Source organism: Corynebacterium sp. HMSC064E07, assembly GCF_001815745.1.
Lineage (GTDB): Bacteria > Actinomycetota > Actinomycetes > Mycobacteriales > Mycobacteriaceae > Corynebacterium > Corynebacterium jeikeium_D.
In genome coordinates, this window is the sequence record NZ_KV821803.1 from 18,090 (window position 1) to 31,154 (window position 13,065).

The 13,065-nt window shown below is 59.8% G+C and carries 12 protein-coding genes; 4 read left to right on the forward strand and 8 right to left on the reverse strand.

Annotated features, from left to right (window positions below):
* Nucleotides 1-58: 58 nt before the first annotated feature.
* Nucleotides 59-1,300, forward strand: coding sequence for an aminodeoxychorismate synthase component I (locus HMPREF3053_RS01660; protein ID WP_070767157.1), 1,242 nt, complete (start codon nt 59-61; stop codon nt 1,298-1,300).
* Here the strand turns inward: HMPREF3053_RS01660 and HMPREF3053_RS01665 are convergent.
* Entirely contained in the window at nt 1,297-2,973 is a 1,677-nt protein-coding gene (locus HMPREF3053_RS01665) for a BCCT family transporter (RefSeq protein ID WP_070767158.1), read from the reverse strand. The genes HMPREF3053_RS01660 and HMPREF3053_RS01665 overlap by 4 nt on opposite strands.
* A gap of 160 nt (nt 2,974-3,133) precedes the next feature.
* Nucleotides 3,134-4,045, reverse strand: coding sequence for a 16S rRNA (cytidine(1402)-2'-O)-methyltransferase (gene rsmI / locus HMPREF3053_RS01670; protein ID WP_049171286.1), 912 nt, complete (start codon nt 4,043-4,045; stop codon nt 3,134-3,136).
* Between the two features lie 85 nt (nt 4,046-4,130).
* Here rsmI and HMPREF3053_RS01675 point away from each other — a divergent pair, with 85 nt between their 5' ends.
* Entirely contained in the window at nt 4,131-5,627 is a 1,497-nt protein-coding gene (locus HMPREF3053_RS01675; RefSeq protein WP_371450014.1) for a dolichyl-phosphate-mannose--protein mannosyltransferase, read from the forward strand.
* On the opposite strand, the gene HMPREF3053_RS01680 is transcribed toward HMPREF3053_RS01675, so the two are convergent.
* The 6 genes from HMPREF3053_RS01680 to HMPREF3053_RS01705 all read right to left on the reverse strand — a co-directional run bounded on the left by HMPREF3053_RS01680 (nt 5,624) and on the right by HMPREF3053_RS01705 (nt 11,548).
* Complete coding sequence (locus HMPREF3053_RS01680; RefSeq protein WP_016423261.1) at nt 5,624-6,406, reverse strand: zf-HC2 domain-containing protein; 783 nt, start codon at nt 6,404-6,406, stop codon at nt 5,624-5,626. The two genes, HMPREF3053_RS01675 and HMPREF3053_RS01680, sit on opposite strands and share 4 nt — an antisense overlap.
* A 51-nt stretch (nt 6,407-6,457) precedes the next feature.
* Nucleotides 6,458-6,862, reverse strand: coding sequence for a DoxX family protein (locus HMPREF3053_RS01685; protein WP_038629133.1), 405 nt, complete (start codon nt 6,860-6,862; stop codon nt 6,458-6,460).
* A 236-nt stretch (nt 6,863-7,098) separates the two neighbouring features.
* Entirely contained in the window at nt 7,099-8,370 is a 1,272-nt protein-coding gene (gene glpR, locus HMPREF3053_RS01690) for a divisome protein SepX/GlpR (protein ID WP_016423263.1), read from the reverse strand.
* Between the two features lie 173 nt (nt 8,371-8,543).
* Nucleotides 8,544-9,176 carry a GNAT family N-acetyltransferase gene (locus tag HMPREF3053_RS01695; RefSeq protein ID WP_049171292.1) on the reverse strand — a complete coding sequence of 211 codons (633 nt, stop codon included), beginning with the start codon at nt 9,174-9,176 and terminating at the stop codon, nt 8,544-8,546.
* Between the two features lie 30 nt (nt 9,177-9,206).
* On the reverse strand, nt 9,207-10,478 hold the full coding sequence (gene glp / locus HMPREF3053_RS01700; RefSeq protein WP_005511382.1) for a molybdotransferase-like divisome protein Glp: 1,272 nt from the start codon (nt 10,476-10,478) through the stop codon (nt 9,207-9,209).
* Nucleotides 10,479-10,573: 95 nt separating this feature from the next.
* Nucleotides 10,574-11,548 carry a UTP--glucose-1-phosphate uridylyltransferase gene (locus HMPREF3053_RS01705; protein WP_049171295.1) on the reverse strand — a complete coding sequence of 325 codons (975 nt, stop codon included), beginning with the start codon at nt 11,546-11,548 and terminating at the stop codon, nt 10,574-10,576.
* A 132-nt stretch (nt 11,549-11,680) separates the two neighbouring features.
* On the opposite strand from HMPREF3053_RS01705, the gene HMPREF3053_RS01710 reads away from it, so the two are divergent.
* Complete coding sequence (locus tag HMPREF3053_RS01710; protein ID WP_070767159.1) at nt 11,681-12,355, forward strand: 5-formyltetrahydrofolate cyclo-ligase; 675 nt, start codon at nt 11,681-11,683, stop codon at nt 12,353-12,355.
* Between the two features lie 105 nt (nt 12,356-12,460).
* A complete protein-coding gene (locus tag HMPREF3053_RS01715; protein WP_246815152.1) occupies nt 12,461-13,006 on the forward strand; it encodes an SAF domain-containing protein in 546 nt (181 codons plus the stop codon).
* Nucleotides 13,007-13,065 lie beyond the last annotated feature (59 nt).

Genomic DNA, 13,065 nt, shown 5'->3' on the forward strand with positions numbered 1-13,065 from the left:
CACATGAACTGTCCCCTACCATCATCGCACGCATGCGCAGTCACTACGCTTATGTCCTATGTCCACTCGGTCTACCTCCTCCGGCTCGGCTGCTGACTTCACTTCGCGTGCGACCACTGCGCTGGCGCGTCTTATCGCTGCCGGTCATCGTCCCGCCGCGCTCATCGGCTCCTGGTTCGGTTATCGCGCGGTTCTCGCCGCCAACGTCGAGCTCACTGCCTGCGAGTCGGCAGCGCTTTTCACCATCCCCGACCCCGATGCGTGGATCTTTGGGTTCCGCCCCTACTCCGGCACCAGCGCGCACGGGGTCGCTACCTGCGTCGCGTTGCTTGCCGACGACGGCACGTGGCATTTCGACGGCCCCGGCACCGGTGACCCCTTCAATCCGGATTTCCAAGCCCTTCAGGAGGCCATCAACTACTCGCACGAAGACACGCGTGCCGACGCGCTCCCCGCGGCCACACCACTGGAGTGGGATCAGGGCGACCGAGAACACCACCAGCTTGCGGTGGAGAACTGTAAGGAGGCAATTGCCGCAGGCGAGGTGTACCAAACCTGCATTTCCACACGCTTTCACGCGGAGCTGGCAGCGAGCGACTCTGCACTAGCCCACGCCGGTGCGTGGTTTTCCTCCCGCGTGGCGCGGTATCAGCCGGCTCGAGCAGCATTCTTGCCCGGCAACCTCGACGCTGGAATTCCAATCCTGGCCTCGCTGAGTCCTGAGGAGTTCCTCATCCGCGCAGGCACAAGCGTGACTGAAACTCCCATCAAAGGCACGATTCCCGCTGGCCGGCCCCCGAACGAGTTATTGCGCAGCGACAAGGATGTCGCCGAGAACATCATGATTGTCGACCTGGTGCGCCATGACCTCGGTCAAGTTGCCAAGACCGGCACCGTGAAGGTCACAGACCTGCTCAGTGTGCGTCCGGCACCGGGCGTGTGGCACCTCTTTTCCACAGTTTCCGCGGAACTTCCCGATCAGCTCAGCCACGCTGAACTAATCGAAGCCTGCTTCCCACCGGCCTCAGTCACCGGTACACCGAAGCTGCGAGCAATTGAGCTTCTGCGCGAGTGGGAACCCGAACCCCGTGGCGCTCACTGCGGCGCGATTGGTGCGGCCCACGGTGATGCACTTGAGCTCAATGTCGGTATTCGTACCGCTGAGTACACAAAAGACCCGAACTCGGGGAGAGTTCGGGTCGAAGCTGGCATCGGCGGTGGCATCACCATCGGGTCTACACCCGAGGGCGAATGGGCCGAGATTGAGGCCAAGGCCGCACCGCTGCTGTTGGAAAGCTAGTTGCGCAATTTACGAGCACGGCGGCGCTCGCGCTGTTCGGCCGCTTCCGCCAAGCGGCGCTCACGAGCCATGCGCAGGGCAAACTGACGCTGTTCCTTGTCATCGAGGTACATCGGATCGTCGGAAAGCCCCTTAACCAGCGCCACCATCAGCGCCAAGATAACAATGACGAACGGGCTTGCCGCCAAAATGGTGATGTTCTGCAGGTTCGACAGGGCATCGCTGCCACCGGTGACCAATAGGACGATGGCAATCAGAGCGGTGAAAATACCCCACATAGCAGTGACCGTGCGCGACGCTGTGAGTCGACCGAACTGACTCATGGTACCCATCACCGTGGAGGCGGAGTCTGCCGAGGTAATGAAGAAGGTAGCCAGCAGAATCATTGCGATAGCGGAGGTAATCGCGCCACCCGGCAAGGATTCCAGCAGATTGAACAGCTGACTCTCGGCCGAACCGTCACCGTAGATGGACGCACCCTGCTGCTCGTGGGTAATGGCGGTGCCACCAAAGATGGAGAACCACACTGCAGAGACAATCGACGGAACGGCGACGACGGTGAAGACGAACTCACGGATAGTACGGCCGCGAGAAATACGTGCGATGAACATACCGACAAACGGCGACCATGAGATCCACCAGGCCCAGTAGAAAATTGTCCAGGAAGAGAGCCATTCACCGGCGGTGCCGTCAGCGGAAGCACTGGAGCGGGAGGCCATCTCAAAGAAGGAATCCAGGTAGCTGCCAATAGAGGTCGGAATCAGGTTCAGAATCACCACGGTAGGGCCGAGGACCAACACCAGCAGAGCCAGCAGACCTGCGGCAACCATGTTGAAGTTCGAGATGTACTGAATTCCCTTGCCCACGCCCGACAGTGCAGAGACCAAGAAGGCACAGCCCAGAACGAGAATAAGACCAATCCACAAAGGTGCGCCCTTGATGGCGTTGAACCCGTTGATTTCCAAACCGGCGGAAATCTGAAGTACGCCCACACCGAGAGAGGCTGCCGTACCGAAGACGGTGGCAAAAATCGCAAGCGCGTCGATAAGCTTGCCCAACCGCCCCTCAGCGCGACGCGCGCCGATGAGCGGGATGAACGCCGCCGAAATCAGCTGCTTTCGGCCGAGGCGGTAGGTCGAGTAAGCAATTGCGAGACCGACGATGGCGTAGAGCGACCACGGGTGCAGAGTCCAGTGGAACATCGTCGAAGCCATGGCGGTACCGACTTCCTTCGGCTGGTGGCCCGGCACGCCATCGCGATAGAAGGTCAGCGGCTCAGCGACACCGTAGAACATCAGACCGATGCCCATACCGGCGGCGAACATCATCGCAATCCAGCTAGGCGTGGAAAACTCTGGTTTCTCGTTGTCCTTGCCCAAGCGGATGTGACCGAACTTGGAAATCGCGATGGACACAATGAAGAAGACAAAGACGGTACTGGCCAAGATAAACAGCCAGCCGATGTTCTCCACGACCCAGTTCAGAGAGCTAGATGCAAACGTCGAGAAACTATCCGGCCACGCCAGGCCCCAGACGATGATTGCCAGAATTGCGACAACGGCGGGGATGGTAACCCCGAGGTTCACGGGAGCGTGAGAATCGTCGGCCCTGACTTCGCCGACGACTGACTCCCCTACTTCTTGTTGTATTTCATGCTCTGGTGGATTCGTCATTCCTCCACCATGTCCACCATTGACCTGGGATTTCAACTCAGGATGTGGATTCTCTCAGGTTTTCCTCATTTCCCGTCTGAATTACAAAACTCCCAATAACAGCGTTTACCCTGTTCACTGGCGTGCGCTGGAACATTTTCTGGCACAAAGTAACAATCGGCTAACGATTTCCCTCACGAGCAGCCAAAACCGCCTGATAGAGATCACGGTGCTTTGTCATTCCAGCCTCTGCCGCAACCTGCTTCGCGGCATCCTTCAGCCGCATGCCATCAGCCACAAGCTCCTCCACGCGGTCAACCAAGTCCTCCGTGGATACCTCCGTCGCCTGCTGCCCCGCGCCCTCAATCACCACCGTAATTTCGCCGCGGACACCTTCCTCCGCCCACGCAGCCAGCTCTCCCAGCGTCGCACGGCGAGTCTCTTCAAAACGCTTGGTCAGCTCACGGCTTACCGACGCGCGCCGCTCCTCACCCAAAATCTCCGCGGCATCGGCCAACGTAACAGCCAACCGATGCGGCGACTCAAAGAAACAACAGGCCCGCTTCTCTGTCTTCAGTGATTCCAGCCAGATCCGGCGCGCCCCCTGTTTACGAGGTGCAAAACCATCGAAGCAAAAGTGGCCGACGCCCAACCCGCTGAGAGCCAATGCGGTAGTCACCGCGCTCGGCCCCGGTACGCAGGACACGGGCACGCCCGCGTCGTGAGCAGCCGCCACCACAGCCAGGCCGGGGTCTGACACCACCGGCATCCCCGCATCGGTCACCACAATGACTTTCTGTCCCGCCTTCGCCGCCTGAATCAGCGACTCAGTGCGGCTCTCTTCGTTGTGATCGAAGTTCGAAACAAACTTCCCCTTGGGGGAAATGCCCAGCGCTGTGGCTAGGTTGCGCGCCCGCCTGGTGTCTTCCGCGGCGATGATATCGGCGTCGATAAGCGCACCGCGCAAGCGGTCGGAGGCATCGGCGATATTGCCCAGCGGCGTTGCCACCAGAGTGATGCCGGGAGCCAGCGTCGTAGCCTCGCTGAGGGGCTCGTTCTCGTGCGGTTGGAAGTTCGATGCCGAATGCGTCATGATTCCATAGCTTAAACTGACATTCGTGACCGATGCCGCTTTAACCCCACCACCGGAAACCGAGCGCCGCGCGAAAAAGCGTTTCCTGCGCCCGATTCCCCCGGTTCCCCCGCTGCCGCCACTGCGGCTGTGGGACAAATGGGATACCGCCACTTTTGTGGTTCTCGGAATCGTCGCAGCGCTAACGCGTTTCATCGGGCTTGCTGCCAAGACCGACAATGGCACCCCGCTCTTCGACGAAAAGCACTATGTGCCACAGGCCTGGCAGATTCTGGAGTCCACGCGCGACCCCATCTCATCTGGCATTGAGGACAATCCCGGCTACGGTCTGATTGTGCATCCGCCAGTGGCCAAGCAGGTCATCGCCTTGGGCGAGTGGATTTTCGGTTATTCACCAATGGGCTGGCGGTCTATGTCGGCGGTGTGTGGCACGCTGGTCATCCTGCTGCTCATGGACATCGTCCGACGTATCTCTCGCGGCTCGCGGTTGGCAGTGGGTATCGCTGGTCTCTACGCGCTTGCCGACGGAGTGCTGTTTGTCTCCTCCAGGGTCGGCATGCTGGATATGATTCAGACCTTCTTCATCATCGCGGCCGCGTGGGCACTTCTCATTGACCAGGCCGATGCCCGCAAGCGCCTGGAATTTGCCACGGAGTTAGGTAGTTTCGGCCCCTATCTCAGTTATCGCTGGTGGCGACTGCTCGCCGGCATCATGCTGGGGCTTGCCACCGGGGTGAAGTGGTCCGGTCTGTACTACATGGCCGCATTCGGCCTGTGGTCCGTCTTCACGGATCTGGTGTCACGCAAGAATGCCGGTGCGGACAAGCCCGTGCTCGGCGCGCTCGCCCGCGATACCGCCCCGGCGTTGCGTGATCTGGTGGTGGTTCCGCTGGGCGTTTACTTCTTAAGTTGGCGTTCCTGGTTCGCCGAAGAAACGTCGGTCTATCGCCATGTCTCGCCCGAAGAGCGCGATACGGGACTCCCCGGCACCGACTGGCTTCCCGAGGCCGTGCAGAACTACCTGCACTACCAAAACAGCGTGCTGAAGTTCCACGCCGAGCTGACCACCTCTAATGGCCACAGACACCCTTGGGAGTCCAAGCCCTGGGAGTGGCTGGTCAGCTGGCGCCCAATGCTCTACTACTCCACCGAAACCACCTGCAGTGGCGGCCAAGAGTGCAAGGGCTGGATGATGCTCTTTGGCACCCCGCCCATCTGGTGGTTGCTGGTCCCCGTGGTCCTGTGGGCCACATGGCGCTGGCTCGGCCGCCGGGACGGCCGCTACGCGCTGCCGGTCATCGGTTTCCTCGCCTCGTGGCTGCCGTGGGTCATCGGCTACGACCGTCAGATGTACTTCTTCTACGCCACCGCGCTGATTCCATTTGTACTCATCGCCTTTGCTCTGCTTGCCGACGATCTCTCACACTGGCGGCCCCGCGATAAGCCGGTGGGGTTAGTAATCGTTGGCGCACACGCCGCACTAGTGGTGGCCGCGTTTGTGTTCTGGCTGCCGATTTTGACCGGCTACCCGCTGCCTCTCAACCACTTCGATTGGCGGTTCTGGTTGCCGTCCTGGAGCTAGTCCCGCTGTGGCGGCACGCCTGTGACCGGCAACCCGGAGGCGGCTCGCCATGCCTGTGCGATTGCCGTCGGCGTATAACCGCCCAGCCACACAACGGCCAGTGTCAAAGCGGAGACAAACATCAAGGCCAGGCCAGCAATCTCAGATGCTCCCTGGGCGCCGATGAGAATGTCACGAATACCAAAACCAATGCTGAACGTGGCGACGGCACCGTAGACCGGCGCCATGCCCATGGCAGCGCGTGGCCGCCAGGCAGCCCAGAACAATCCCACTGCCAATGCAAGCCGAATTGCCGCAAGCTGGATGGCAAGGCGTGCTCCGAGCTCCATTGGGTCAACAGTGGCAGTGGAACCGTCGATAGGCGCTTCCGTGCTTGTCGCGATTCCTGCACCGCCCTGCGGCTGCGTCGAGGAAAGTCCGAGCGTCATCATGCCGGAGGCGTCGACCAGTGTCGCAATCCCCCAGACCGCCCAGCAAAGGCCCAGTGCAATGAGCACCCCGCGGGCGGTGCCGGCCATGAGCAGCCATGCGCGCTCACGCCGGCGGCGCTCCGGTTCGATGGAGACCAAAATGCGCTCCGAGAGATCATCCGTGGAAATCTCCGGCATACCATCGGCAGGCCCAACCGTAAGGGCGCGGTTCAGCCGCACCGCTCGCTCATACCAAGCTCGGCACTCCTCACAGGCCCCAAGATGGGCATCGATGACTTCATCGGCAATGCTTGCCTGCTCGCCATCGAGACGAGCTGACAATGCTGCGCGAATTTCCTCGCACTCCACGGGGGATCTCCACCGCCTTTAACTCTTAAGGGGGTTGTACCTAATGAGGTCTTACCTGATGAACTGCCTGTCCAAACTGAAACGGCCAGCACCGAAAACGAAAATCATCACCAGACCACCGATGAGCGACATCACAAGCTCTGCACCGTTGTCGCGGATAAACAGGCCATTGCCCAAGTGCATCGACCACCAGGCACCAATCATCTCAATGATGAAGACCATCGCCACCGTCGGTGCCAAGAGTCCCAGAATCAGCAACGCGCCACCGACCAGTTCGACTAGAGCGACAACCCAGACCGTCAAGTGCGCCTGCGGGATATTCGCGGCGACAAAGTAACCGGTCGTCTTGTCGATACCGGTGATAAAAATCTTGTCCCAGCCATGGCAGATGAAGATAATTCCGAGTATCAGGCGGAGAATCACGAGCGCGATATCGCGCATTACCGGTCGATCCATGAGGGACATGCTACCCGACGGCACGGTCAAAACACGGTAGCACTGCGGCTGCGAGAGGCCAGCGATTTAAACATGCAAAAAGGCTTCTCCCAACCCCTCGGGAGAAGCCTTCCGCCAAACACACCCGGTGTGTCATGTCTTAGGTAGTGACATCGTAACAGGCCGAGTTTCTAACAAAAAATCGCGCTGACGTGCTCAGACAACTTTAAGGTTGTTCTACGGCTCAGCTCACAGGACTAGCTCACACGAGCCTGTGGCATTTCGTCATAATCGTCGTCATCAAAGCGGTAGTCAGTGTAGGCCAGATCTGCGAAATCCGGGTCCTCATCATCAAGCTCGACCACTACCGCGCCCGGACGGCGCAGACGCTGTGGAATTCCCAGCTCGTCATCCTCGCGGTTACGCACGCCGAGGCGGGCCATCTTCATCCGGCGAATTCGGCGAGCCCGCAGTTCCTGCTCTGCACGCACGGTGCGGCGCAGGTTGACCAGGTACAGGGTCATCAAGCCGACACCGACCAGTGGAATCCACCAGGTCCAACCACCCGCGAAAGCAGCGATGATGACCGTGACCGCGATGAACGCTGCCAGCCCAGCAACCGAACGGCGGCGGCGGGCAAAGCGAGTCTCAGCGTACTGGGCATCCGAAATCGGATCGAACCCACCACGACCACGGCGCTTCTCAGCGAACGCGTAATCATCTTCGGTCAAGGTGTCATCGACAGCGACTGCGTCATCGTTGGACTCGACACTGTGGTCGCTGTCGTCCTCGACGGTCTCGTCGGGTTCCGCCTGCTCGTCTACGGTGTCTGCTGCCTCTTCAGTCTCAGAGAGAGCCTCAGCGTCCGCGTGCTCAGCGTCAGCCGCGGCACCGGAATCAGCGTCAGATTCAACGGCATCTTCGAACATCAAGTCATCGGCGTCGACAAACTGACGGCGAACGTCAACGCTCACATCGGAAGAGGACTCATCTGCACGAACCACGTCACCTTCGGCGGAGGCAACGGCGGAGTCAGATTCAGCATCCTCGTCATTAACGACAGCCTGCAGCGACTGGTCTGCAGACTCATCATCGGACACGTCCATGTCAGAGCGGTCAGAAGACTCAGCAGTGGCTTCCTCGGTAGCGGAATCATCCGCCTGCGGGGTCTCCTCCTCTGCATCTGCCGCTTCCAGCTCGTAGACGATATCGCCGTCAACGACGGCCGGGTCGGCCGCCTCGTCCACGGTGTCGTCGATAAGCACGTCGCTGACATCGAAGTCATCGTCGACCTGCGCGTCAACGGTTTCGAGAGAATCGTCGACTTCTTCGGCCACGCGCACGTCCGACTCCTTAAAAGACGGACGGCGGCGCGTCGTGGCCAACTCCTCGCCACCACGATGCAGCACGCGGGTCTTACCTAGCGCATCGGAGGTACGACGAATCGGCTTGCGCGTATTGACCACCAGCGGGGCCAGCACAAACAGCCACAGTACAACGATGAGTATCAGCAACAGTGAAGTTGACATATTTTGTGTCTCCTTGCGATTTCGCCCGGGGTTTCGCCGTCTCTCCCCGGCCCACATACGCCGCCCACATGCCCTTCCACAGAGGCATTTGCGAAGGCAGTCAGCGTATCTAGAGCGAATTCGCCCAATAGTAGAGTTGTCATCACCCTATCGGCGTGCGTTACTCAGACTACTCAGGCGCGCCGTTGCGGTGGGTATTTCTCCGCCTCTTCATATTGCGCACGACCACTCGCCACGATGAGATCCACTGCACTGTCCTCCCCCACCCGCGCATAGGTCAGATGATCGCGCCACGCACCATCCATATGGAAGGCTTCCCGCGCCACGCCTTCGTACTCGAACCCACAATTTTCCAGTACGCGTATCGACGGGACATTGCTATCCAACACAGTCGCTTCAATTCGGTGGACGCCAACTCTCTTGGCATAATCCGATGCCAACGCCACTGCAGCAGTGGCGACTCCTCCACATGTAAAGCCGCTGCCTACCCAATAACCGATCCAGGCGTGAGCGACGGGGAAAGGCGTAATACCGCCGAGTGTGAGCATGCCGGCGAACTGGCCATCTACCTCAATGGTGGAGACAATCATGTCTCCTGCAGCCTCTGAACGACGCCAACTGCGCAGGTTACGGCGAAAAACAGAAGCCCTGTGGGCATTATCCCAGTCGTCGGCGAGGGTTGGCTCCACGGGGCGCAAAATGGGCTCGTCACGCAGCCGCAGTGCCCGCCATGCAGGGGCATCAGAGCGCTCTGGCACACGCAGGCGGACTCGGCCGCCACTGGTTACTAGACGAGAAGTACGCACGGCAACGATACTCGCGGTAGTTGGGTGCGGTTAGGCCTGGCGCGCCATGAACAGCACGTCCACTACATCTCCCGGACGCACGTGGAGCACGTCTTCCGGAATCACGATGAGGCTGTTGGCTTCCGACATACCGGCCAATAGGTGGGCTTGTGCACCGCCGGAACCTCCCAGCGGCTGCACCATGTATTCGCCGGTCTCACGGTCACGCATGAGCTGGCCACGGATATACCCGCGACGCTTCTCCGCCGACTCGATCGGGCCGACAGCACGAGCTGTGACAGCGCGGCGGCGAGGATTGCGCTTACCTAGCGCCAGTCGAATGAGGGGACGAACCATAACCTCAAAAACGACCAATGCGCCGACCGGGTTCGACGGCAGCAGGAACGTTGGAATCTTGTCATCTCCCAGCAGACCAAAGCCCTGGACCGAGCCAGGATGCATAGCGATGCGGGAGACATCAACCTCGCCCAATTCAGCCAGCACACGGCGAATCTGCTCACCCGCGGCACCGCCGACAGCCCCCGTGATGACCAAAAGCTCACTGCGAATGAGCTGGCCCTCGATGATTTCCCGAATGCGACGGGGCTCACCGGTGGCAATACCCACTCGGTGCACCTCGGCCCCAGCATCGCGGCCGGCTGCTGCCAACGCGTAGGAGTTGACGTCGTAGACCTGACCGAGGCCTGGCGTGCGGTCAACATCGACCAACTCATTACCAATGGAAATCACGGACATACGCGGCTTGGGGTGCACCAAAACCTTCGAACGCCCCACTGCTGCCAACAATCCAACCTGCGACGGCGAAATTACCGAGTCCAAGGACACCGCCACGTCACCCGGCTGCACGTCGTCGCCGACCTTCCGCACAAAGTCACCGGAGTAGACCGGATGGAGAACATTAACTCGACGGCCACCGCGGTCGGTCCAGTTTAGGGGCACGACAGCGTCGGCAAGCGATGGCAGCGGCGCACCAGTTTGTACGCGCACGGCCTGCTTCGGCTGCAGCCGCATCGGGTGGTGAGAGCCGGCTGTCACCTCACCGACAACAGGCAGCTCGACCTCGCGAAAATCAACATCACTCTGACGCGCATCCGGAGGTAAAGAACCAGATTCGCCGACGATATCGACAGCGCGCACCGCATAACCATCAATCGCTGACTGCACGAATCCCGGCAACGGCTGCTCTGCGATGACATCTTCAGCGCACAGCATGCCGAGGGATTCCGAAATAGCAACGCGCACAGGATCAGGCATCACAGCGTGTGCGGTGATTGCCGCCAACTGTTCTTCCACAGAACGCATGTTTTACCTTCCTCGGCACCAACCCGCGGTGCGCTTTATGCTATTCAGCTTCTCAGTACAAGCCTCTAGATAAGTACAGCCTCTATAAAAAGGCTTTAAGCCTGTTCATCCTGCGCCAGACGCTGCTGCATATACTCGCGCAGCCCCTCGCCGTAGTCCGGATGCCTGAGTCCAAAGTCTACGCAAGCGCGAATGAAGCCACCAGGATTTCCCAGGTCATGGCGGAACCCCTTGTGGACGACCACATGAACCGGATGCCCCTCTTGAATCAGCAGCTCAATTGCATCGGTGAGCTGGTATTCGCCGCCCTTACCGCGCGGGATGCGGCGCAGCGCATCGAAGATGGCACGATCGAGCAAGTAACGTCCGACTGCCACGAAGTTGGATGGAGCATCCGCAGGGTCCGGCTTTTCCACCATGCCCTTGACTCGCTTCACATCGTCCCAAGCATCAGCATCAGCCGCGTTCTCACCGAGCTCACCCGACTCCGCCGGGGTGGCGTCCTCAATATCGAAGACACCGTAGTTGTAGACCTCTTCGTGAGGAATTTCCAGCGCACATAGCACCGAGCCACCAAAGCGCTCGCGCACTTCCGTCATGCGATCCATCACACCCACGGGAAGCACGAGATCGTCGGGAAGCATGACAGCAACGCTGTCCTCATCGTCTGCGAGCAGCGGCTCTGCGACCAGCACCGCATGCCCCAGGCCCAGCGGTCGATCCTGGACAACGGATTCCACGCGGATAACCTCGGTGGCGCGGCGTACCTTCGCTGCAATTTTGTCCTTGCCACGCTCGGCGAGAGTCTGCTCAAGGTCCGGGCGCGGGTCGAAGTGCCCAAGCACACCATCCTTACTCGGCGCTGTGACAATAGCCAGGCGTTGCGCACCAGTGGCGGCGGCCTCTTCAGCAATCATCTCGATGCCCGGCGTATCAACTACGGGCAGCAATTCTTTCGGCACTGTCTTGGTGGCAGGCAAGAATCGCGTACCCATGCCCGCGGCAGGAACGATGACAGTTCGAACCGGAGTAGTCATGTCCGAACCAGACTCTTTAGACGATGAGACCATAATGGCAACGATACCTATATAACTTCCATTTGCTCGGAGGCTGACCCCGCTTTTTCAACGCATTAATCAGAAATTTTCTCCTGCGCTGACGACAGAGGTCGCTCCCCTACCTGACAGAGTAGGTTTGCAGGTATGGCTCCGCTTCCCGAAACCACGTCTGATTTCAAAGCCCGCACACGGCACGAGGTACTCGCCGCACGCGCCGCCAAGGGGCAGCGTGAGCGCATGCTTGACGACGAAGCACTGGTACAGCGGTTGCAAGAATGGTTATCCAACACCGTCGGCGACCTCGCAAAACCCGTCATTGCCGCTTATGTCCCCGCTGGTGACGAACCCGGCGCAAGCGTTTCTAGTTCGACTGGCGGTAAGCCCAGCCAGGGCTTTGTGGAGGCTCTGGCCAACGCGGTTTCCGGAGCACGAATTCTGCTTCCCGTCTGCCCGCCCGGTCCACCACAACCGCTGCACTGGGGTTACTACACCGGCAGCTTCAGCAAGGGTCGATTTGGACTCTTGGAACCTGTTTCGGTGGAAGACTCTGCTGGCCCAGCTGAGCTGGGTGTTGCCGACGCCATTATTCTGCCGGCAGTTGCGGCCGACCCCGCAACCGGGATGCGGTTAGGGCGTGGCGCTGGTTACTACGATCGCAGCTTGGTTTTCTCTCGACGCGACGACGATACGGCTGGGGTGAGAGCTGCGGCCATCGCTGTTGCGGTTTTCGACACCGAATTGCGCACGGAGCTTGCCTACGATGAGCACGACATTCCTGCTGATTATGTGATCACGCCAGCGGGGATTTCACAGATTTAATGGAACCGATTCCGGGATTTTCGCGCCTAACTTAATATGAGCCCAAAATATTCGTCCCGGTTTCCGCGTCCATTCCGGAAGCTCCGCCCCACAACTATTCGGCGGATGGTTGCCCTCACTGTTTTCCTATGCGCAGTCGGCCTGGCGGCGGTGGAGTCATTGACACCCCGCAGCGGCCATATTCGGGTAGTGGTTAGCGCCAAATCCATTGCCGCTGGCGCATCGGTGGCAGAACAAGATGTGGCTTTCAAGGACATTCCCCGGGAGCTCGTTCCCGGTGGAGCCGTAACGGACATCGCCTCTGTGCGGGGACGCACCCTGGCCACCGGCATGTCACCGAGAGAGATAATTACAGAGCAGCGAATGGTCGGCCCGTCACTTGCCAAGTCGCTGACGGGGACGTCGGAAAGCAAAATTATTGCCATCACGTTGACTGATGCGGGCATTGTGTCCGCTCTTCGCACTGGTGACAGCGTGGATATTGTGTCGACAGCGGATGAGCGCGGGGCGGCGGCGCCGCTTGCACACGGGGCAAGGGTGGTCAACATCGTCGACGATGAGGTGGTCTTGGTCGCTCTGCCCACCGGCGCCGCGGAGGTGGTGGCTGCGACATCGCTAGCATCTCCGCTCACACTGTTACTCGCGGGTTAGTGACCAAAATCTCACTGGTTCAAAGATTTTATGGTCCTGAACAGTGTTTTTCGCAGAAA

Coding starts and splice junctions, on each gene's coding strand:
- HMPREF3053_RS01705 (WP_049171295.1), bottom strand. CDS start 11,548: ATGGTCTCATCGTCTAAAGAGTCTGGTTCGGACATGACTACTCCGGTT.
- HMPREF3053_RS01685 (WP_038629133.1), bottom strand. CDS start 6,862: ATGGATCGACCGGTAATGCGCGATATCGCGCTCGTGATTCTCCGCCTG.
- glpR (WP_016423263.1), bottom strand. CDS start 8,370: ATGTCAACTTCACTGTTGCTGATACTCATCGTTGTACTGTGGCTGTTT.
- HMPREF3053_RS01660 (WP_070767157.1), top strand. CDS start 59: ATGTCCACTCGGTCTACCTCCTCCGGCTCGGCTGCTGACTTCACTTCG.
- HMPREF3053_RS01710 (WP_070767159.1), top strand. CDS start 11,681: ATGGCTCCGCTTCCCGAAACCACGTCTGATTTCAAAGCCCGCACACGG.
- HMPREF3053_RS01665 (WP_070767158.1), bottom strand. CDS start 2,973: ATGACGAATCCACCAGAGCATGAAATACAACAAGAAGTAGGGGAGTCA.
- rsmI (WP_049171286.1), bottom strand. CDS start 4,045: ATGACGCATTCGGCATCGAACTTCCAACCGCACGAGAACGAGCCCCTC.
- glp (WP_005511382.1), bottom strand. CDS start 10,478: ATGCGTTCTGTGGAAGAACAGTTGGCGGCAATCACCGCACACGCTGTG.
- HMPREF3053_RS01715 (WP_246815152.1), top strand. CDS start 12,461: ATGGTTGCCCTCACTGTTTTCCTATGCGCAGTCGGCCTGGCGGCGGTG.